Source organism: Salipaludibacillus aurantiacus (genome assembly GCF_900111295.1).
Classification (GTDB): Bacteria; Bacillota; Bacilli; order Bacillales; family Salisediminibacteriaceae; genus Salipaludibacillus; species Salipaludibacillus aurantiacus.
Window position 1 is genome coordinate 25,623 of the sequence record NZ_FOGT01000014.1, and the last position, 22,241, is coordinate 47,863.

At 40.9% G+C, this 22,241-nt stretch carries 20 protein-coding genes; 11 read left to right on the top strand and 9 right to left on the bottom strand.

All coding sequences use genetic code 11. From position 1 onward, the window contains the following. Positions 1-7: 7 nt before the first annotated feature. From BMW59_RS15455 to BMW59_RS15470, 4 genes are all read left to right on the top strand, one after another. Positions 8-1,432, top strand: coding sequence for a PTS mannitol transporter subunit IIBC (locus BMW59_RS15455; RefSeq protein ID WP_093054288.1), 1,425 nt, complete (start codon positions 8-10; stop codon positions 1,430-1,432). 156 nt (positions 1,433-1,588) lie between these two features. After that, entirely contained in the window at positions 1,589-3,616 is a 2,028-nt protein-coding gene (gene tkt / locus BMW59_RS15460; RefSeq protein ID WP_093054133.1) for a transketolase, read from the top strand. 78 nt (positions 3,617-3,694) lie between these two features. Then, entirely contained in the window at positions 3,695-4,363 is a 669-nt protein-coding gene (gene fsa, locus BMW59_RS15465) for a fructose-6-phosphate aldolase (RefSeq protein WP_093054136.1), read from the top strand. A 512-nt stretch (positions 4,364-4,875) separates the two neighbouring features. Beyond that, positions 4,876-5,655 carry a coiled-coil domain-containing protein gene (locus BMW59_RS15470; RefSeq protein WP_093054138.1) on the top strand — a complete coding sequence of 260 codons (780 nt, stop codon included), beginning with the start codon at positions 4,876-4,878 and terminating at the stop codon, positions 5,653-5,655. 70 nt (positions 5,656-5,725) lie between these two features. On the opposite strand, the gene phnC is transcribed toward BMW59_RS15470, so the two are convergent. From phnC to phnD, 3 genes are read right to left on the bottom strand one after another with little or no spacing between them, the layout of a single operon-like run. Then, on the bottom strand, positions 5,726-6,487 hold the full coding sequence (gene phnC, locus BMW59_RS15475) for a phosphonate ABC transporter ATP-binding protein (protein WP_093054140.1): 762 nt from the start codon (positions 6,485-6,487) through the stop codon (positions 5,726-5,728). Positions 6,488-6,503: 16 nt separating this feature from the next. Further along, entirely contained in the window at positions 6,504-7,265 is a 762-nt protein-coding gene (gene phnE, locus BMW59_RS15480; RefSeq protein WP_093054142.1) for a phosphonate ABC transporter, permease protein PhnE, read from the bottom strand. A gap of 14 nt (positions 7,266-7,279) precedes the next feature. Continuing rightward, a complete protein-coding gene (gene phnD, locus BMW59_RS15485) occupies positions 7,280-8,203 on the bottom strand; it encodes a phosphate/phosphite/phosphonate ABC transporter substrate-binding protein (protein WP_281244278.1) in 924 nt (307 codons plus the stop codon). Positions 8,204-8,699: 496 nt separating this feature from the next. Between phnD and BMW59_RS15490 the strand changes: the two genes are divergently transcribed. Then, on the top strand, positions 8,700-9,635 hold the full coding sequence (locus BMW59_RS15490; RefSeq protein ID WP_093054144.1) for an aldo/keto reductase: 936 nt from the start codon (positions 8,700-8,702) through the stop codon (positions 9,633-9,635). A 209-nt stretch (positions 9,636-9,844) separates the two neighbouring features. Here BMW59_RS15490 and BMW59_RS15495 read toward each other — a convergent pair whose 3' ends face one another. Beyond that, on the bottom strand, positions 9,845-10,618 hold the full coding sequence (locus BMW59_RS15495) for an LVIVD repeat-containing protein (protein ID WP_245733156.1): 774 nt from the start codon (positions 10,616-10,618) through the stop codon (positions 9,845-9,847). A gap of 262 nt (positions 10,619-10,880) precedes the next feature. Here BMW59_RS15495 and BMW59_RS15500 point away from each other — a divergent pair, with 262 nt between their 5' ends. After that, positions 10,881-12,206 (top strand): short-chain fatty acid transporter, encoded by a 1,326-nt coding sequence (locus BMW59_RS15500; RefSeq protein ID WP_093054146.1) that lies wholly within the window; start codon positions 10,881-10,883, stop codon positions 12,204-12,206. Between the two features lie 621 nt (positions 12,207-12,827). Here the strand turns inward: BMW59_RS15500 and BMW59_RS15505 are convergent. The 4 genes from BMW59_RS15505 to BMW59_RS15515 form a co-directional block, all read right to left on the bottom strand. Further along, a complete protein-coding gene (locus BMW59_RS15505) occupies positions 12,828-13,268 on the bottom strand; it encodes a YndM family protein (protein WP_093054148.1) in 441 nt (146 codons plus the stop codon). A gap of 213 nt (positions 13,269-13,481) precedes the next feature. Next, complete coding sequence (locus BMW59_RS15510) at positions 13,482-14,099, bottom strand: TetR/AcrR family transcriptional regulator (RefSeq protein ID WP_093054150.1); 618 nt, start codon at positions 14,097-14,099, stop codon at positions 13,482-13,484. Between the two features lie 101 nt (positions 14,100-14,200). Further along, a complete protein-coding gene (locus BMW59_RS21430; RefSeq protein WP_143051248.1) occupies positions 14,201-14,368 on the bottom strand; it encodes an MFS transporter in 168 nt (55 codons plus the stop codon). Between the two features lie 48 nt (positions 14,369-14,416). Next, entirely contained in the window at positions 14,417-17,023 is a 2,607-nt protein-coding gene (locus BMW59_RS15515; protein WP_093054152.1) for a PEP/pyruvate-binding domain-containing protein, read from the bottom strand. Positions 17,024-17,172: 149 nt separating this feature from the next. Between BMW59_RS15515 and BMW59_RS15520 the strand changes: the two genes are divergently transcribed. The 3 genes from BMW59_RS15520 to BMW59_RS15530 all read left to right on the top strand — a co-directional run bounded on the left by BMW59_RS15520 (position 17,173) and on the right by BMW59_RS15530 (position 19,219). Further along, positions 17,173-17,874: a pyridoxine/pyridoxamine 5'-phosphate oxidase gene (locus BMW59_RS15520; RefSeq protein ID WP_093054154.1), complete on the top strand. Its 702-nt coding sequence runs from the start codon at positions 17,173-17,175 to the stop codon at positions 17,872-17,874. 178 nt (positions 17,875-18,052) lie between these two features. Beyond that, positions 18,053-18,556: a hypothetical protein gene (locus BMW59_RS15525; protein WP_093054156.1), complete on the top strand. Its 504-nt coding sequence runs from the start codon at positions 18,053-18,055 to the stop codon at positions 18,554-18,556. 327 nt (positions 18,557-18,883) lie between these two features. Then, positions 18,884-19,219, top strand: coding sequence for a hypothetical protein (locus BMW59_RS15530; protein WP_093054158.1), 336 nt, complete (start codon positions 18,884-18,886; stop codon positions 19,217-19,219). Between the two features lie 189 nt (positions 19,220-19,408). Here BMW59_RS15530 and BMW59_RS15535 read toward each other — a convergent pair whose 3' ends face one another. After that, on the bottom strand, positions 19,409-19,759 hold the full coding sequence (locus BMW59_RS15535) for a DUF2200 domain-containing protein (protein ID WP_093054160.1): 351 nt from the start codon (positions 19,757-19,759) through the stop codon (positions 19,409-19,411). A gap of 310 nt (positions 19,760-20,069) precedes the next feature. Between BMW59_RS15535 and BMW59_RS15540 the strand changes: the two genes are divergently transcribed. Then, complete coding sequence (locus BMW59_RS15540) at positions 20,070-20,528, top strand: DUF3052 domain-containing protein (RefSeq protein ID WP_093054162.1); 459 nt, start codon at positions 20,070-20,072, stop codon at positions 20,526-20,528. Positions 20,529-21,082: 554 nt separating this feature from the next. Beyond that, on the top strand, positions 21,083-21,712 hold the full coding sequence (locus tag BMW59_RS15545; RefSeq protein WP_093054164.1) for a pyridoxamine 5'-phosphate oxidase family protein: 630 nt from the start codon (positions 21,083-21,085) through the stop codon (positions 21,710-21,712). The last annotated feature ends 529 nt before the right edge of the window (positions 21,713-22,241 follow it).

Genomic DNA, 22,241 nt, shown 5'->3' on the forward strand with positions numbered 1-22,241 from the left:
AACTCCAATGCAGGAGACGTCCGGTTCAAAGTCATCATTACGTGCTAAGATTCAAGCAATGGGTGGATTCTTGACAAACATGGTGCTGCCTAATATAGGAGCATTTATTGCATGGGGCCTTCTTACCGCTCTGTTTATTCCTACGGGGTGGATCCCGAATGAATACCTGGCCGAATTGGTTGGTCCAACGATCACTTACTTATTACCCCTGCTCTTAGCTTACACAGGCGGTAGAATGGTTGGTGGCCAAAGAGGAGCTGTTATGGGTTCCATTGGTGCGATCGGCTTAATCATTGGTTCTGATATCCCAATGTTCCTCGGTGCGATGGTAATTGGACCTTTAGGCGGTTGGATTATAAAGAGATTTGATAAGTTGCTGGAAAACAAAATCCGCGCTGGATTTGAAATGGTTGTTAACAATTTTTCTATCGGTATCTTAGGATTCTTTTTATTACTTCTTTCTTATACGGTTATAGGCCCAATCATTCAAGCAGCTAACGAAGCTGTGACAGTTGCAATTGAAGCGCTGGTTGCTACCGGTTTCTTACCGTTGCTGTCCCTTATTAATGAACCAGCAAAAGTTTTGTTTTTAAATAATGTGATTGACCAAGGGATCTATTATCCGCTGGGTATGCAGCAAACGCTTGAAGCAGGTAAATCAATTTATTTCACTGTAGCCTCTAACCCTGGACCAGGTTTAGGATTGCTTCTAGCTTATACTTTCTTTGGTAACAAAATTGCAAGAAGAACGGCACCAGGTGCGATTATTATTCACTTCCTTGGCGGGATTCATGAGTTATACTTCCCTTACGTGTTAATGAAACCCCTTACAATTCTTGGAATGATTGCTGGTGCAATGTCAGGGATCGCAACTTTCCAGCTTTTTGATGCAGGACTTGTTGCTGGCCCGAGTCCAGGTTCGATATTTGCTTATTTAGCATTAACTCCTAGAGGAAATTTTGTAGGCATTATCGCAGGTGTCGTTGTCGCAACTATAGTGTCATTCCTTGTTACATCTCTAATCCTGAAGTTAGACCGAAAATCAGATGATGATGAAGATGCTTTAAACAAGTCGATGGAAAAATCTAAAACTATGAAATCAGAAGGAAAACAAGTTCTTAATGATTCCCCTGCTGCAGCCGACAGAAAAGCAGTTAATAAAATATCTTTTGCTTGTGATGCTGGGGCCGGAAGCAGTGCATTAGGTGCCACAACCTTCAGGAAAAAACTTCAAAAGGCAAATATTGAAGGTATTGAAGTAAAACATTACAGAATTGAAGATGTCCCTGAAGATTCAGATATTATTGTCGTTCATAAAAATTTATTGGACAGAGCAAGACTGTCCTTTGAAAACCATGAAATTATTACGATTGACAATTATATTGGCGATCCTAAACTTGAAGAATTATTAGATGAGTTAAAAGAACGATAATTTCAGTACTAGTGATGGGGCGATTTTCCGGATAATCATATTGATAATGCAGGTAAAAGGGAAGTCATTTGTGTTTCCCTTTTACCACTTTTGTCATGATAAATTGGTTCGTTATTATTGAGTACTTATGAAAATTTAAAATTTGGAGTGTTGGAAGTGCAAACTAAACTAAATAAACAAATTGATCTGTTGTCGATCAATACTATTCGTACACTATCAATAGATGCTATTGAAAAGGCCAACTCAGGACATCCCGGTTTACCAATGGGTGCTGCTCCTATGGCTTATGAATTGTGGACTAAACATATGAATCATAATCCAGCCAACCCGGCATGGTTCAATAGAGACCGGTTTGTATTGTCAGCTGGGCACGGGTCGATGCTATTGTATAGTCTTTTACATTTATCTGGTTACGATCTTTCCATGGAAGAGATAAAAAACTTCCGGCAATGGGATAGTCAAACACCAGGTCATCCCGAATTTGGGCACACAGCAGGTGTGGAAGCAACGACAGGTCCTTTAGGACAAGGAATTGCAATGGCAGTGGGAATGGCTATGGCCGAACGTCATCTGGCCGCAACCTATAATAAAGTTGGTTATGAACTCATTAATCATTTTACTTATAGCATTTGCGGAGATGGAGACTTAATGGAAGGCGTATCTGCTGAAGCTGCTTCACTGGCAGGACATCTAAAATTAGGGCGGCTTGTCGTATTTTACGATTCTAACGATATCTCACTTGATGGTGACCTCAACCGTTCCTTCTCGGAAAGTGTAGAAAATCGTTTTAAAGCCTATGGATGGCAAGTCATTCGGGTAGAAGACGGTAATAATTCAGATGAAATTAATGAAGCGATTGAAGAAGCAAAGAATAATCAAGATCAACCCACACTGATTGAAGTAAAAACAACGATTGGTTATGGCTCACCTAACCTTTCTGGTACATCTGGCGTACACGGTGCACCATTAGGAAAAGAAGAAACAAAATTAACAAAGGAAGCATATAAATGGCCATTTGAAGAAGAATTCTTTGTTCCTGACGACGTATATAGCCACTTCAAGTCACTTGTAGTGGAAGCAGGGCTAAGGAAAGAGAAAGATTGGAATCATTTATATGCTGCTTATAAAGAAGAATACCCAGAATTAGCCAAACAGCTGGACTATTCGATTAATAGTGAACTTCCAGAAAGATGGGCAGATGAGCTGCCATCCTATGAAACCGGGACAAGCCTGGCATCGCGAGCCTCTTCAGGCGAAACAATAAATGCTATTGCAAAATCAGTCCCCCAATTATTTGGTGGATCAGCTGATTTAGCAGGTTCAAACAAAACAACGATTAAAGATGCGGGCGACTTTTTTCCAAGTGATTATTCTGGACGTAACATCTGGTTTGGTGTACGTGAGTTTGCGATGGGAGCTGCTCTAAATGGAATGGCTCTACATGGCGGTATTAAGGCTTTCGGCGGGACATTTTTTGTATTCTCTGACTACCTTCGTCCTGCTATTCGTTTAGCAGCCTTGATGAACTTGCCAGTGACCTATGTTTTTACACATGACAGTGTCGCGGTAGGTGAAGATGGTCCAACGCACCAGCCGATTGAACAACTTGCTTCTTTAAGAGGTTTGCCAAATATGAGTGTTATTCGTCCGGCAGATGGAAATGAAACGGTAGCCGCTTGGAGACTAGCAATGGAATCTGCCGACACTCCGACAGCTTTGATCTTGTCCCGCCAGAATCTCCCGACCATTGCTGGAACAAAAGAGCATGCATATGAGGGTGTCAGAAAAGGGGCATATGTGGTTTCAAAAGCAGAAACTGGTGAACCACAAGCGCTGTTGTTGGCCTCCGGTTCAGAAGTGCAATTGGCTTTAGAAGCACAGCGTGAACTGGCTAAGGAAAATATCTCTGTATCCGTCATTAGTTTTCCATCTTGGCATCTGTTTGAATCGCAATCAATGGAATATAAGAAGTCCATCCTTCCATCGAATGTGAAGGCTCGGTTAGCAATCGAAATGGGATCATCCTTAGGATGGGAACGATATACAGGAGACTATGGAGAGGTGTTAGGAATTAATCGTTTCGGTGCTTCCGGTGCAGCATCCAAGGTATTGGAGGCATACGGTTTTACTGTAGACAATGTCGTGTCCAAAGTGAAAAAGTTAATAAAGTCTGAACACATTTAAAATAAGAGAAATCTGAATAGAAGTGGCTGGAAATAATCAAAGCAATTTTTATAAATAATAAAAATGATGGAGGAAACTATGAAATTTTTTATTGATACTGCAAATCTTGAGGACATCAAAAAAGCAAATAAAATTGGTATTTTAGCTGGGGTCACCACCAATCCTTCTTTAGTAGCTAAAGAAGGTGTAAAATTCGAAGACAGAATTGCAGAAATTTGCAAAGCAGTTCCAAATGTAGAATCCGTATCGGCTGAAGTAACACCAGATGCGCTTACAGCTGAGGAGATGATCGCTCAAGCTGACGAGTTGATTAAAATTAACGGCGGGGATAAGAGAGTTACAATTAAACTCCCAATGACATTAGCTGGTTTAGAGGCTTGTCGTTATCTCGCAGACAAAGGTGTTAAAACCAATGTGACGCTTATTTTTACCGTAAACCAAGCACTCTTGGCTGCCCGTGCAGGCGCCACCTATGTTTCGCCATTCTTGGGGCGTTTGGATGATATTTCTCAAGATGGCGTCCAATTAGTAAGCAAGATTGCTGAACTATTCCGTGTTCATAATTTAGAATCACAAATTATTGCAGCCTCGGTTCGGCACCCGGATCATGTGACCCGTGTGGCTATGGAAGGTGCTCATATTGCGACCGTTCCTTACAGTGTTATTGAGCAGCTGACTAAGCATCCGTTAACGGATCAAGGTATAGATAAATTTGCTGCTGATTGGGAAAAAACGAAGAGTCAATAGAAAATCTCCTTTGTTTGGTCGCTAAAACAAAAAATTGTTTATACAAGAGCCAGCAGCCTAAGGTCTATTGACAGCAGGCTGCTGGTTTTTTGAAAGAGAGTGATGAAATGAAAAATGAGGAGATAGAATAGGCGAGGACAGGGGAGATCAAACAGGCAAACCATTGGGGCCTTTTTTGTGGTTGGCTACCACGGAAGCGGTTCTTTTGATTTTGAAAGATTATTCATTTAAGCATACCCTTTCAGACAAAAGGAAGATCTTTAAAGGGGAATTGCTCTAATCAAGTCTATACATATTGAAGTGGCTAGGACCCGAAGAAACCAATATCGATGTTCTAATCTCCAAGCAGTTAAACTAGAAATCCTCCAATTACGTTAATCCAAATTTCCAAAAACCCCATAACTAAATCAAAAGTCATAAATTATTAGGTTATTTTGTAATTTTTTCTATGAAAATAGAATTATTTAGATTATGCTTAAATAAAAAAATAACATCGAGAGGAAGATTTAGTTATGAAAAAGGTTTTAGAATTTGTGAAACTTAGGTGGAGGTATATATTAGTTGCATTCATTGCTTTAATTATTGGAAGCACGATCGGGCCTTCTCAAGATCAGGTAGAGGCATTGGATGAGGACAAAATTAAGTTAAGCGAGAAACTTTCAGAGACAAATGATCAAGTCAAACAAATTGAAGAAGAATACAGTAAACTTGAAGCAGAAATTAAAGCACTTGAAAAAGAAAACGAAGAGTTGGCTGCTAAAGTAACAGAAGCTGAGCCATTTTTTCAATTAAAAGAAGCAGAGCGTAAAGAAATAGAAGATGAACTAAAGAAAAAAGAAGAAGAAGCAAGAATTAAGAAAGAAGAGGAAGAAGCTGCTGCTAAAGCTAAAAAAGAAGAGGAAGAAAAAGCGAAGGCAGAAGAGGAAGAAAAGGCTAAAGCCGAAGCAGAGAGGTTAGCAGAAGAGGAAGAAAAGCGAGGGTACGACACAGGAATTACATATGACCAACTCGCCAGGAATCCTGATGACTATTTATTTGAGAAAGTTAAATTCGACGGGAAGGTTGTCCAGGTGATAGAAGGTGAGGGAATCACCCAAATAAGGCTGGCCGTTAATGATAATTACGATACCATCCTTTTTGCGGAATTTGATGCTTCTGTAGTCGATTCCAGAATTCTAGAAGATGATAGAATTACCATCATGGGGCTTTCAACTGGCTTAATAACTTATGAATCGACAATGGGAGGACAAATATCCATCCCAGGTGTTTCTATAGAACAAATAGAAAGGTAGATAAGAAGAATCACACGTAACCAGCTAAGCACAGGGGTGGTTCCTGTATTTTCAGCTTCCTATAGAGTTTCTAAAATGCTCTATTGTTCAAAGATTCTTCTTCGTAAATAAGACTGTATACCTCATCTGACAGTTCACTTGGCTGTCCATCAAAAATTAGTTCGCCTTTCTTTAAAGCAAGGATCCGAGTGGCATACTTCTTTGCTAAGTCCACGTCATGAACATTGATAATCGTTGTTAAATGTCTCTGTTCATGAAGTGTTCTTACTAGCCGGAAAATGCTGTCGGAAATGCTCGGATCCAGGCTTGCGACAGGCTCATCTCCAAGCAGAATATAAGGTTCTTGCATCATAGCCCTCGCAATACCAACTCGCTGCTTCTGCCCGCCACTTAAATGCTCTACTCTCCGATCCGCAAACGAAGTCAGACCCAGCTCTTGAAGGTAATAGTCAGCCTGTTTTATTTCTTGTTCTGAGAAGAGGCCTAATAAATTCTGATAAGCCTTCTTTTGACCTAAACGTCCGGTCAAAACATTCTGCTTCACTGTCAGTCGTGGAATTAAATAAAAATGCTGGAAAATCATGCCCATCCCTGTCCGCAGTCTGCGCGTCTCTTTCTCAGAAAGCTGTCCTACTTCTTTTCCAGAAACATATACGGCACCCTTTGTCAGCGCCTGCAAACCATTAATGGTTCTAATGAATGTTGATTTACCCGCTCCGCTTCGACCCAGGACACATATAAACTCGCCTTCTTCAATCCTTAACGTAAGGTCAGAAAGAGCCGGCTCTGTTTCTTTCTCATAGGTAACCGTGACGTTTTCCAATGAGATCATACGTATCACTCCTCTTCTAAATCACCCTCTTACGGACAATTCCTCCCATAATGTCAACGACAATAACAAGAATCATGATGATAATGATCGCCGTCGCCATCGCTTCGTAGGCAAGACTGTTATAATAGTTCATTAAACTTTGCCCTAATCCGCCACCACCAATCATACCAAGGACCAGCGAGGTGCGAATGGCTACTTCAAATCTGTAAAAATAATGCGAGAGAACATTCGGCCAAATTTGCGGGATGATTGAAAAAATCTGTCCTATTCTTCTTGAAGACCCAACGGATTTCATCGCTTCTTGTGGTCCGGGTTCAGCTGCTTCAATAAGCTCGGATATTAACTTACCTAACACTCCAACATTATGAAGAAATACCGCCAGTAAAGCCGCAAACGGGCCTAATCCTAAAGATACAACAAAAATTAGTCCAAACACAATTTCAGGTACGGAACGAACGAGACTTAAACTAGACCGAACCGCATAATAGCCTGCCTTCGATGCAGAGGTGGTCGATGCCGCAAGAAAACTAATAGGCAATGCCACGCAGAGGGCGGCCAATGTACCTAAAAATGCGACCGATAATGTAATGAGAGATTGTTGCAGTAAATACGGGAGAAGTTCCCACCTCAGCGGCCAAAAGTTTCGCTGAATAAAATCCCACGTGTTTTCCAACTGGAAGAGAGCAACGAACGATAACTCTACTTTCAATGCGCTTAACAATACGGCTAAAGCAATGAAAAGAACATAAACAATCAGCCTTTTACGAAACCAAACCATCACAACTGCCCACCTTAATTATCTTCGTCTTCTTCCGGATCTAAAAGCCCCATCGTTCTCGCCGCTTCTAAGATACTGTCATATTCTTCATGACTCGCTTCAACAAATTCGTCCGCGCCACCAAAAATAGACAGGATTTCCTCATCTTCTATCATTAAAAATGCTTCTCGAATCTGATCCTTTCTGTCATCCTCTGTATCATGAGGGACAGCCCAAGGGTATTGGTATAGTTGCTGGGACTCCCAAATAATTTTATAATCATCTTCCTCAATAGCCCCTTCATTAATCAGCGCTTGAAAGATGGCACTATCAATTGCTCCAGCATCTACGTCACCATTTGCGACCGCATTGGCCGTAATATCATGAGAACCTGTAAATCGGACACTGCTAAATTCGTAAGACCCTTCATTTTCATAAACATTTCGCTCCATTAATTCATAACCCGGAATGGTAAAACCAGACGTAGAAGACTGACTGCCAAAGGCAAAATCGACTTCATCCACATTTTTTAATAATTCATCCAACGAATCCCACGGGGCATCGGGCTGGGTCACGATATACGAGTAATAATAAGGATTCCCATCGATCGATTGTGTGACAACGGCTTCTGCACCACTTTGCTCATAAGCAATTAAATAGGTCACAGGACCAAAATAGGCTAAATCAACATGACTGTAATTTATGGCCTCCACGACAGCATTGTAGTTCGGATAATGAGTGACTTCCACAGGGGTAGACAACTGTTTGCTAAGATGGTCCTCAAGACTGGATAGTCCTTCCTCCATCTCGCCAATAGACTGGGAGGGAATGACCGCAACTTCAAACGTCTCATCATCGTTTGAAGGATTTCCCTCTCCTTGCTCTTCATTATTTTCTCCACAAGCTGCTGTGACAATGATGCTACTCATGAATGCCAGTGATAATAAACTTCTCTTCAACTATAATACTCCCTTTCCCAACAAAATCTGCACACTTCATTATAAATGATAGTTATAAAAAGTATAATGTTAATTAAGATTTTTTCATTGCAATGGATTCGTTGAAATGGTGGAGCTATCTCTAAATATAAAAGAGGGCATTCAATATGAACACTCTCCGTTTGGGGATTATTATTTACGTTTAGTAAGCTTATGCATTTCTTCAGTCACATAAGTTTGGAGCGCCAATTGCGAAAGCGATAGAATGGAGAAAGAATAAAAGTCGGTAGCCCTGTACAAGTCGTACTGAAGTTGTTCCCAGATTAGTGCCTGATCCTTAATGCATAAAGTGCATTCCAGGCGGTCCAGAGAAGGAACCAGCCATTTTTGATTTAATAGATTAATAGTTTTATGATAAAATAAAAGAGAAGACGTTCCCAAAGAAATCAGTCCTTTAACTATTGGCTTTTACGAAACCGCTTTCGTAAAAATATAAATCAAATGAGGGGGAAGAAACATGGAAAAACGGCCGTTTGGAAACACAGGGAAGTTCGTATCAGAAATTGGATTAGGGGCATGGCAGCTCGGCAATCAAAATAATGGGGGTGAGATGACTGAACGAGAAGGGATAGAGATTGTTAATAAAGCGATCGAATTAGGCTGCAATTTCTTCGATACAGCTCCGAATTATGCATTAGGAAAGAGCGAGAGTATTCTCGGAAAAGCGCTAAAAGATAAGAGAGACCAGGTGATTATTAGCAGTAAATTTGGCCATCATGCCAATGGAGAGATTGACTTCGATTCAAACAAACTAGCAGACTCTGTTGAAGAAAGCCTTAAGCGGCTCAAAACCGATTATCTTGATTGTCTCCTGTTGCATAACCCGCCATTTGAATACCTGAATGGCGAGAGTCAGCATTTCGAAGAACTGGAGAAATTAAAGCGCCAAGGAAAGATCGGTGCTTACGGTGCGTCTGTCGATTCGAGTGACGAGATGTTTGAGGTGATTAATAAAACGGACAGTCAAGTGATTGAAGTCATGTTCAATATTTTTCACCAGGACCCTGCGAGAGCTTTCCAGGCAGCTCAAGAGAAAGGGATTGGGCTTATCATTAAAGTCCCTCTCGATTCCGGGTGGTTATCAGGAAAATATAATGCCCAAAGTACCTTTGACGACATCAGAAGCCGCTGGACACCTGAAATCATACAACGACGAACGCACATGCTGGAAGAGACGAAGCAATATGTTAATCCTAATCAGTCTCTCGTAAAAAGCGCGCTGCAATTTATTTTAGCTTATGAAGAAGTAGCCACTGTAATCCCGGGAGCTAAGAGTGTTCAGCAGTTAGAAGAGAATTTTGCCGCGAGCCAGGGATCGATGGATAAAGAGACAGTGCAGCAGTTACAGAACATGTGGGAAAGTCAATTGAAGGACAGTTCCCTTCCGTGGTAGGTTTGTTAAACACATAAGTGAAGCTTTGCAATGGTTGTCCGGGGTTCTAAACAGCGTCCCGGACAATTTTTAAATTTGATTTAATCTGTTTTATCACACTTTGGATGTTTCGGTGGATGCGGCTGCGGGAGAACCGAAGCACTTTCCATCAATTTGTTTTTACCAATTTTACTCTGGATATTTAGCACTAATTGTCAACCTTCTTAAATCTATATCGTAAAAATAGCCAGACCAGTGGGGAAATTACCTGTATTAAATTGATCAATCCGCAGAGGTTGTGCAGGAGTTGAAATATCATAGATTTCTACAGTGTTATCGAATGCATTTGATACATAAAGAATGGTCCCTCTAATAGCCAATCCGTTAGAACCATTTAAATTACCTGCATTAAATTTCCCTTCCCAAACAGGTACTCTAGGAGTGGAAATATCATAAATCTCCACAGTGTTATCTAATACATTTGCAACATAAAGTGTAGTCCCTGTAATAGCCAAACCAACAGGACCATTTAAATTACCTGTATTAATTTGACCGACTTGTAGAGGTTGTTCAGGAGTGGAAATATCAAAGATTTTCACAGTGTTATCGCCAAAATTTGCTACATAAAGAGTAGTTCCTGTAATAGCTAAACCATAAGGCTCATCTAAATTTTCTCCATTAAACTCTCCGACCCGTAAAGGTTGTTCAGGAGTTGAAATATCATAGATTTCCACAGTATTACTCTCGACGTTTGCAACATAAAGAGTAGTTCTTGTAATACCCAAACCAAAAGGACTTGATAAATTTTCTCCATTAAACTCTCCGACCCGTAAAGGTTGTGCAGGAGTTGAAATATCATAGATTTCTACAATGTTACCCGCGACATTTGCAACATAAAGAGTAGTCCCTGTAATAGCCAAAGCACTAGGGCTCTCTAAATTATCTGAATTAAATTCTCCGACCCGAACAGGTGCTTCAGGAAAGGAAATATCATAAATTTCCACAGTGTTATCTCCTAGAGCTGCTGCATAAAGAAAACTCATTCGTCTTATTCCCAACTATCTCACCTCTTCTCATAAATGACCTATACCATCTTATGTATCGAAATACAGTCTGTACAGGATTTAAACCTATTTAAAGGAAATAACAAACTCTTTTTTGCTTTCGCATACTATATTTTCTCAACAGGCTCGGCATTACTTAAGCTCATAATCCCCCTTCTGCTTGTATATAGTTTGGTAAGACAAGAAAAGGGGGGGATTATTAATGTTAGCATCGATCGCCAGCCGTTTTTCACGGATGGTTGAGAGGTATCTGCCTGATGCCTTTGTCATCGCTGTCATTATGACACTGATCGTCTTTTTTGCAGGGTGGCTGATGAATATCTCCACGCCTATGGCGCTTATCGAGTCGTGGGGAGAAGGGTTCTGGACGTATTTAGCCTTTACGATGCAGATGGTTATGCTGTTAATGACCGGGATGGTTCTTGCCGCTGTTCCGTTTATCAGCAAAGGGCTGGAGAAACTCGCGGGTTTGTCCCATGGTAAGAAAATGCCGTATGTCCTTGTTTTTCTCATTACTTCTTTTGCCTACTTTATTAACTGGGGGTTAGCGGTGGTAGTTGGAGCCATCTTAGCCCGGGAAGTGGGGAAGCGGAACAAGGAGGCGCATTTTCCGTTGCTCGTGGCATCTGCTTACGCGCCGACCGTCCTTTACACTGCGGGGCTGTCCAGTTCGATTGGCCTGACAGTAGCGACGGAGGGCCATTTTCTCGAAGATCTGATGGGTGTCATCCCCACCTCACAGACGATTTTCCATCCGTCGACGGTTCTCATTTTAATCGCGCTTGTTATTACGATACCTGTGTTCATCGTGTTAATGGCGCCGAAAGACAAATCAGCCATCATTCCTTTCAGGGAAGGAAAGTCTGTTTTTTCGGGTAAAAAAGCCAAAACGGATAGCGGCGGATCAACGCCGGCTAAAAAACTTGAAACGACCCCTGTATTAGGTTTCGTCAGCGGCGCAATTGGTTTAGTATTCATTCTCTCCTATTTTTTCAATGGGGGAGATTTAGATTTAAATATTATTAATTTGCTGTTTTTATCTGCGGGCCTTTTCTTCCACCAGTCACTTGGCCAGTTTGCCGGTGCCTTTAAAGAAGCAGCCACATCCATCTCACCGATTATTTTGCAGTTTCCGTTCTACGCAGGGATCATTGGTCTTCTCGGAAGCTCAGGCCTTGGACAGTTAATTATTGACGGGATGGTTTCGGCAGCGTCAGCAGGCACATTTACTGTGTTCTCCTACTGGGCTGCAGGATTTGTAAACATTCTCGCTCCTTCCGGCGGGGGACAGTGGGCGCTTCAAGGACCTCTTCAAATTCCGGCTGCGATCGAGCTTGGAGTCGATCCCGCCAAAACAGCCATGGCCGTCGGGTGGGGGGATGCCTGGACCAATTTAATCCAGCCGTTCTGGGCGTTGCCGATTCTAAGTATCGTCGGGTTAAGCATCCGCCACATTATGGGATACTGCATTTTACTGTCTGTCTGGGTAGGCGTGCTGACGTCTGTTTTAATATTCTTCTTGTATTAATAGGGAAGGTGCTATTCCTAATTTATTTTTATGGTAAATGCCCTAAAGCACTCACTTTATTTGCATATATTTTCTTTTGTGTGCGCTTCTTATATTGGGAGGGGCTGTAATAGGGAGGATATTTTGAAACTTTTCATTAATGGCAGCTCTGTAAAGGAGTAATTGGTTTAGCCCATACGTAAAAATAGGCGTAATTATTATAGAATCCATTTCTATCAGCGAATTTTTAACTCTATCAGCGAAAAACAGGATCAATCGGCGAAAATTCATTTCAATCAGCGAAAAACGATGTTCTATTAGCGAAAATTCATTTCTATCTGCGAATTTGAATAATTAAATCTGCAAGATATAGTTATTGTTTCTGACAGCGCTAACCTTTCGGCTGGTTCTCACCATTACACGCCAATGCTTCCACTATAAGCTACTGAGTTAGGGGCTTTAAAATTACCTGTTGTATTAGTGATATTTTAACTTAAATACTATTTAACTTTAAAAAATGGTGTTCATTTATGACTGACTTTCATTAATCCTGCGTTTCTAAGTAAACTATTCAGAATAAATAAAGGCACAACAAGAAGATGAACTCTGCTTGTTGTGCCTTCGTCTTTTATTATACGTTTTTTACTCATCTTTATTTTGGGTCGGATGTGGACCTTGATCTTCAGCAATTTCAAAAGCAAAACTTTGATTAAAGCTGCGTTGTTTTTCCTGAACAGTTTGCTTTATATTCTTTACAATATAAAAATGAACAAATACTTCTGAACCTGCAAAAAGTGACGCCGATATAATGCTTCCCCAACCAATCATTAAATAGCTGTGAAAGAAAATCGCGCCAAAAATCCAGACAATTAAATAAACCAGGAAAAAATCTACGACAACGGTGTTCCTTTTCCCAAGGCGCGGAAGAATGATCTGATCACCAAGAAAATAAGAAATGATGGTTACTAGTAAGCTGAAGGAAACGACTTCCACAAATTGGGCATTAAACAGCAAACCCAAGCTGATTCCAAAGATAAAAAGGCTGGCAACAAACTTAATAAACAAGACATTCACGTGCTTCACTTAAAAATACTCCTTTTCTTCTTAGTCTTGTCTTGCATGATGCCCCCTATACCTTCCATATCTTTAAAAAGTGTCCTGTGTTAATAAAAGATGAATGCGGCTGGTCATAAGTTAGACAGTCTGAATTCAAAAATTAAAAAAGCTACGAGTGTATTTAACAGCAAATAAAGCAGGTCAGAGATATAAGGTAAATCTGGATCCTCCTGGTTAATCCTAGGTCTCCTGTTTCTCAAGGATGCCGTTCAGGTATATATCAAAGAATTTATCGGCGAATTCCTTTAAATCATACTGTTTCATGATCTCAGGCTGATACTGGAATACCTCTTTAATGGCGTGTCTTACTGAGAAGGTATAATGGATAAGCACGTCAGAGTCAATATCCATGCGGATAATACCATCAACTTTAGCGAGGCGCATGAGCTCCCGAAAGAGGGGAAGACGCCTGGTCATAACCCAATCGTTATAGAGGGTTACGAGGTCTGGGTAGCTTTGGTTCAGTTCCTTTAAAAAATCAGATTTAAACAGCTCGTCATAAGCCTTCAGGTCAAATACTTGGAGAAAAGCTTCCTGAGTCAGTTTTGTTTCTTTTGCCTCTCTTACTGTTTTTTCTATTCTCTGGAGAGAAATGTTAAACACCCGTTCCACCACGTGTTTAACAATATCCTTCTTATCGGTAAAATGCTTATAAAAGGTGGTTTTACTGGCATTAGCTTCACGTACGATTTCGTCTACCGTCAGATTATGGATGCCTTTTTCAATTAATAAGTGCTCGGCTGTTTCAAGCAGTTCTTCACGCTTCGGTGATTTTCGGCGGACCGTTTGCTTTGTCATGATGCGTCACCTCCTAACATTTACTAATTACGGCTGATTAGTACACCCTCATTATAACAGGTAAGAGCCATCCTGTCTGATGAGTGTCAATGTCTGAATGACTAAAGCCTGATCAGGCCTATGCCGTAAGCATCAGACAGTTTGGCGAACAACGGAATGGTGACCGTGGAGATAATCAGAAAACTGCTGAATACCCAGGCATACACATGCTGTCCGCCTATTTCAGCTGTGATAACAGGTAGTATGGAAGCAAGGACCGTCATCATCATATTAGCAGCTTGCCCAAGAGAATGCCGGCAAAGGCTAAGCGGATTCTTCTATCCATTATGGGCTTGGTCAAGGATAATCACATCACCGGAATGACCGTTCACTGTTACTTTATCGCCCGTTTTCAGTTTTTCACTGACACGTTCAATGCCTGCCACAGCAGGAATACCGTACTCTCTAGCCACGATACCGCCGTGTGATCCTGTCCCGCCGGTTTCCATAATAAGCCCGCCGGCACTGAGGAATAGAGGTGTCCAGCTTGGGTCCGTGCTGTGAGTCACAAGAATTTCACCGTCTTTTAGCTTGGCTCCCGCCGGATCATGAATAACACGGACGATTCCGGTAAATTCCCCTGAAGCGATGGGCACGCCGTTCAATCCGTTATCTGAAGAGGTGGATTCAGTACTTCCATATAAACATTCACCCGTATTTGTTATAAAGCGGGGAACAGTTTTTATTTCCTTTTGCTCAGCGTAAGTTTTTTTCCTGGCTTCCACGGTCTCCATAAGTGAGTCTGCCGGACTTAATATTTCTGAACGCTGCAGAAAAAAGACATCATTCTTCGTTTTAATTCTGCCCTGGCTCACCAGTTCGTCTCCTGCTTTCTGCAGCAGTTCCCTAACTAATGCAAAGGATCGGATTAAATCAAATTTCGGCAGTTCCCGGAGACCGAGAAGGGAGCGGATGTAACGGCAATCCTTTTCAATCTTCCTGCCTGAACGTTTTCCTTTCACATCGTCCACTTTAGAGCGGATAAGTCTGACTGCCTTTTCGGCTTCATTTTCCTGCTTTTTTAGTTTTTCATATAGCCGTTCTGTATCCTGTTCCATGTAGGAGCTGATTAAGTTCATAATATAGTCCGGTTTTTCCTGCCAGTTTGGAATACCCACGTCCAGTTCCACATTGGAACGGTGGCCGAATGTCTTCAGAAATGTCTGAATCTCAGGATCTTGACTACCAGGTTGTTTACCGGTCTTTTTATAATTACAGGTGATCTGCACCAGCTCATGTCCCATTCTCGTTGTAGGGCTGTTGGGCAGGGCGTGAATAACAGGGTTTAACAGGCTGTCATCACCAAGCCATTTGGTCAGCCGTCTTCTTGCCCGGTTCTCAGCCATTAAGCCCGGCACCATATAGGCACACTGATGTAAAATCACACGCATGCCATTTTCCATAATCGTATCCACTGCGTCGATTTTTTCCTCAATCGTTCCGGCTTTCCGGGCTTTTCTCTTCATATGGTTTAAATTCTTTTGGGCAATGGCTTTTGAACGGGTTTCTGCTTTACCAGGGTTTGCAATGGCTCCTATAACTCTCATACCTATTCGACCGCCCAGTGCAAAAAGTTTAGGTGGATATTTTAATTTGCTTTTTTTCGATGTAAGCTCTTCTTTATTACGTTCCATAAACTCCATTAACACTTTTCCTGCTACAGGGTCCTTCAGGGCAAAGCTGTCGGCCATTTTTTTCACACGTTTAGGGTTTCGCATCAATTCAGTAAAGTCCCAGTAAATCCGGCCGGCTGCTGTTTTGAACCATTTCGGGGACTTGTCTGATTGAATTCCTAAAGCCTTAAGGGCACCCCACATTTCCAGACGCTGAACGTCAATGCCAAGAGGGGTGAAGGGCACGCTGATGCCCTGTGAGACACGGGTGAATGATAAATATAGGCGGAGGCCGTGCTCTTGAGGCGGATCATTCACCTCAGGCATCGGATGGAGCCCTGTCACCGGGCGGGCCTGTACGATGTAAACCATTCCGTCCCCGAGTACCCATTCTGTATCCATTGGCTGGTTATAGTAGCGGTCAACGGCAAGAGCAAGATTATATAACTGCTTTAATTGATCGGGTGAAAGACTCGGCTTTGTTTTTATGTGATCAGGAACAGCTGTCTGCTGATTGCCTTCCTCAGTCCGAATGATTTGCACGTCTTTAGTGGCAATCGTTGACGAGACCGTTTTGCCTGTCTCTTTATTCAGGATGAACTGGTCGGGAGAGACGATCCCTGACACCACAGCTTCTCCCATCCCCCAGGATGCATTAATAAAAATCTCGTCGCGACGGTTATTTAACGGATTCACGGTAAACATCACACCGGATGTGTCACTCTCTGCCATTGTCTGAACCACTACAGCCAGGGATAACGTTTTGAAATCCTGGGGGATATGGTGTCTTAATCTGTATGAAATAGCGCGGGCGTTCCAAAGTGAGGCCCAGCAGTCTTTAACAGCCTGGATGAGCTCCGTTTCACCTTTGACATTCAAATAGCTGTCATGCTGTCCGGCAAAAGACATGTCAGGCAGGTCTTCGGCTGTAGCTGAGGATCTCACAGCCACGTAAAGCGTGTTTAGCTGCTTGTAAGCCTTTACAATTTGCGAACTTATGGCTTCAGGTAGAGACGCATTCTGTATCCTCTGTTGAATGGACCGGGAGGCGTGTCCCAACGCCGTCATATCGGAAGCTGACAGCCCATCAAGCTGGGATGAAATGTGCTCTGCCAGTTGATTTTCATCAATAAACGTATCGTATAATTCCGTGGTGACGATATAGCCGTCCGGCACTGTAAGGCCGGCCTGTGTCATCTGGACCAGGTTCAATCCTTTTCCTCCGGCGATTTGGAGATTCACTGACTGGTCTGTATTGAAGTTAATGATCATTGTGATCATCCTTTCTGTCTTCGATAGGTTAATCATATAATGTGATTTGCTTAAAGTAAACTGTTTTTAATTGAAAAGTTCACTTTATTATGTATAATACATAAATAATAAAACTATTTTTAGGTAAATAGTTAAAAGGAGAGGGTAATATGAATGAAGAGATCCGTGAAAAAATCAGGGGAAGCCGCACATTGTCAGGTCCATTTCCACCGTTTAATACTACAGAGGTGCCGGACCATCCCCACACGCTTTTTCTTGAATGGTTTAGTATTGCCCTGGACTATAAGGTTCATGAGCCTCATGCCATGACGTTATCCACGTGTGACCGTGACAGGTTACCGGATGGACGAGTCCTTATATTAAAGGATATTGATGAGAGGCACTGGTATTTTGCATCCAGTTCTAACAGCCGGAAAGGCCGACAGCTTTATGATAATAACCATGCAGCATTAACGTTTTACTGGTCGGAAATCGGCAGACAGATCAGAGTAAGGGGGAGCGTTGAAGCCAGTGATGAAAAACTGAGCGCAGACGATTTTTTAAATCGCGGTAAAGCAGCCCGGGTCATTGCATTAATGGATAAACAAAGCGACGTAATGGAAAATAAAGAGGAATTTCAGCAAGCTTTTGAATTGTCATCACGAGTCATAAATGATGATCCTGAAAAGGTGTCTGCCTCTTGGACATTGTACACGCTGAAGCCGGAAGAGGTTGAATTCTGGCAGGCCAGTGAAGACCGGAATCACATACGCGTAAGATATAGGAGTACAGGAACGGGATGGGAAAGAAAGGTTGTGGCCTTAACTACAGGGACGTTTCTTTTAGAAAAGAGGAGAACATTTTCTTTCTGACAAGGTATGTTTTTTAAAACTAAATTGTATAGAAAGATGTACTAGGGGGCGACAGAAAGAACTCCCCTGGTTGAAACATTCTTATATTTGTAACAATTCAGATGATGAGGGGGGAATTAGCTATGGTAGAATAATTTTGCTTGTTAATAGCAAATAAAGAGATAGAGGAGAGGTGCGAATGGGATTAGATATGTATTTAATTTCAATGCCAAAAATTGAAGGTATGGATTATGAGGACGTCCATTCAGCGAACGTTCATTTAAGAGAATTAGAAGAAAAGCAAAATGAGCTGTTCCTAAAAGTAAAATCACACATTATCCACTCTGAAAAATTTGGCATGTCATCGATCAGCCTGATGGAAGTTGTAGCCTATTGGCGAAAGGCCAATCAGATTCACCATTGGTTTGTTGAAAACCTCCGTAACGGAAAAGATGACCCTTGTTTTACTGAGCTTGTTACAAAGCAAAACCTGGAAGACCTTTTGAACTTGTGTTTAATCGTTTTATCAAACAAGAAAAACCCACAAGACTTATTACCAACAAGATTTGGAAGTTTCTTTGGCTCCTGCGAGTATGATGACTTCTATTATATGGAGATCGAAGAAACGAAATCATTATTAGAGTATCTTCTGAAAAACTTCAATTTTGAAACCCACTATTTAATGTATCAATGCTCTTGGTAAAACTGCCTCCACATTACCCACTTTAATTACTACTTCTTTAACACAATTGCTCCATAGCCTCTTAACTTGTCTATAATCAATATGAACTTGGTCTCCTGATCTCCCGCGACTTTTTTTAATAAAAACATCATGTCCAGGATCCACTAAAAGGAATCATTTAACTTTTATAAAAATACTGGCTCATTTAAATATATAACGGCACTCGTCTCAGTAAAACCGGTACACTAGCCTTTTAACACAAAGAGTGCCGCTGGATTCTGCGTAAATGAGATAAGGATAGGGAACCTCTCGGACGTGACTTTTTGATGAGAAGGGAAGTAAGTATGAATGGAAATTAAAAAAGCAATCGACATTATCACTCTTTTATCAGAGGGTATTGACCCGCAGACAGGAGAAATAATTTCTGCATATACCACATTCCAAGACCCACATACGGTCAGAGCCCTATTTTTAGCGTTGGAAGCCTTAGAGAAACTAGATAAAAGTGACAAACGGCAGAAAAGGCTGCCTGAAAATGCAGGTAAAGGATGGGATGAACAAGAGGAAGCGTTGCTGGTAGATGCTTTTGATAACGGTAAAAACATTAATGAACTGGCAGAGCTGCACAAAAGAACAAACGGCTCAATAAAAGCCCGATTAATTAAGGTTGGAAAAATTAAATAATCCTAATTTACGGTGTCAGGTGGTTTAAAATATTTAAAGGAACGTGCTGACAGGTACAATCACGACGATTCGATAATGCAGACAGGCGAATGGCTCAGCATACTCCCGACCATCTAATTTGCCGGGGAAGTGGATTGAGCTGGGCCACATCCCCTTATGGACAGACTAAATATATAGTCGATTTAATCACTATTTCCGCAAAATCTTCTCCATCGCTTTTCCCTTTGCTAACTCATCGATCAGCTTATCCAAATAGCGGATTTCCTGCATCGTTTGTTCTTCAATGTCTTCCACTCTGACACCGCAAATCACACCTTTTATCAAAGCCCTCGAAGGATTCAGACGGGGTGCTTCAGCAAAGAAGGTCTCAAAGTCTGTCTGCTTTTCCAGTTGCTCTTCTAACTCTTCCTGGCTATACCCTGTCAGCCAGCGGATAATTTCATCGACTTCTGTTTTCGTACATCCTTTTCTCTCCGCTTTGTTAATATAATGGGGATAGACACTTCCGAAACTCATTGTATAGATCCGATGTTTAGTCATAGTACACCCTCGCTTATATCATTTTTTTAATCATATCATGAAATAGAATTTGTTAATGAAATCTTTTTTTTCAGTTAAAGGTCTACCTCTGGGAGACCGTCAAGGAGCTTGATAAACTGTAGTATGGCTGGGTGGAGAGGAGAACCAGCAGTTCCTTCGTGGAAGTAATATATTAAGTTTCCTTGAATAAGGGACTATTTATGAGCAGGATACATCAGATTCTTCTGCTAAGAGGACAAATATAAAATTAATTTACAAATTTCTGTTAAAATAAATATATTGCGGGAGTGAGATAAGGGAGGGGTAACTAGTGTCAGAGCAACATCCTATAATAAAGAAGCTGCAGTTAAAAGATGAGAGCCAGCCAATATTGATTCTAAATGCGCCTAAAGAATACGGAGAAGTGATAGAAGCTTTTGAAGCCGACGTACATAAAGAGATCAAATTAGCCTCGTATCCATTTGTCCAAGTATTCGGAGCGTCTAATAAAGAAATCCAAACCTGCGCGAAGCAAGCCTTGGCGTGTTTTGAAGAAGGTGGATTATTATGGCTGTGTTATCCTAAAAAATCATCGAAGAAGTATAAAGGGTCAGATTGCAGCCGTGAGACGGTGGCTGCTTTATTATCTGATGAGGACTATGAGCCAGTTCGCCAAGTGGCTATCGATGACGATTGGTCAGCATTACGTTTTAAACCAGTAGATCAAATTAAGAAAATGACAAGAAAAATTGCCGTCACTGAAAAAGGGAAACAGCGGATTGAAAAGTAAAGAGTCATGGGAAGTTTATCACTGAGCTTGCCATCTTTCCACCGGGGAACGGTAATTCAACTGCGAAAAGGATAACTCATTTATTATTTTTAATATAAGCAGGAGGGGGAGAATGGTATTAAAATCTTTAAGATTGGGGAAAAAATTTCAGCTTCAATTGTTGTCATCTTGTACCTTCTATCTTTTAATGCAGCAGTGAATATGTTGCCGTATATGTCATTTTTTCTAGGGGTTATGTTACTGTTCATTGGATTAAATAAACTTCAGGAAAATTATCGAATTATAGGAACGCTTATTATGTTAGCGGCGGTCATTCCATTTCACTCTTCTCTAACCTTTTAACCACTCTAAACAACTTACATAGTGACGATAGTTGAAAATCCAGAAAGCTGCATTTGCAGCTTTTTTTAGTTGTCTACAATAGGAGAATTATGTTAAGTGAAGGGCACGGGATAGCTCAAGAAGATGTCGCTCCTCTTTTCCAGTAATGGGGAGGTTAATGGGAGCAGAAGTGATATTATATGAGGTAATAAATGAATTTTAGAGGGGGCATTATGAGAGAATTTAAAAACAAAATTGAAACAGAGGAACAATTACGCCAGCTTATTGGGGTTCCAAGTGAGTTAGTAAATAAAAAAGTCATTTCATACCTTGACCACAATTGTATAGAATTTATTTCTAACTCCCCTTTTTTGGTTATGTCAACTGCTGATAAATTTGGATTTTGTGATGTCTCTCCAAGAGGTGATCACGCAGGATTTGTCCAAGTGATAAATGAAAAACATTTAATAATCCCTGAAAGACCAGGGAATAGAAGGATAGATTCATTGCGAAATATATTATCAAATCCAAAAATAGGTCTTCTCTTTTTTATACCAGGATTGGGTGAGACATTAAGAGTAAACGGGAAAGCAGCATTAGTCACTGATGATGATTTACTTAATAAGATGGCGATTAAAGGAAAAAAGCCACTTTTAGGTATTGGGGTAGAGGTTGAAGAGTGCTTTATTCATTGTGCAAAAGCTTTTATACGTTCAGGATTTTGGGATCCTGACACTTGGACTGAGAAAACCTTACTGCCATCTGCTTCAAAGATGTTATTTGAACATGCTAAACTTCCTGGTACCAGTGTCGACTCTATTCAGAAAAAGCTCGAAGAAAGTTATTCTAATAGACTTTATTAAATTTATAGACAGCATTAGTGAAAAAGTAATTTCCATTCAAACCTATTGAAACATTTGAGGTGAAATTAATGGACCTAATAGTGGTTGCGGCTATTCATATCATAATTGGACTCTCCCTGATTTATTTTTATGGGAAATTACCTAAAGCACTCACAACATTTGCATTTGTTTTCTTATGTATGAGCTTCTTTTATTGGGTGGCTGTTATATGGGGCATATTACTTTGAAACTTTTCACTAACGGAAGCTCTAAAGGAGTAAATTGGTTTGGATCCTACGTTATAATTAGTTATTTTTATTATAAAGTCACTTCAATTAGCGGATATTTTTACTCTATCAGCGGAAATCAAATTCAATCAGCGAAAAACGAGGTTCTATCGGCGAAAATTCATTTCTATCAGCGATTTCACCCATCCAATCAGCGAATTTGAATAATTATAATCTACGGAATTTTTCCTTTACCTAAAGATTAAATTACAAAAATCCTTTTTTAATCCCTTGAAAATAAAAGTATGGTAAAACTGTAATGA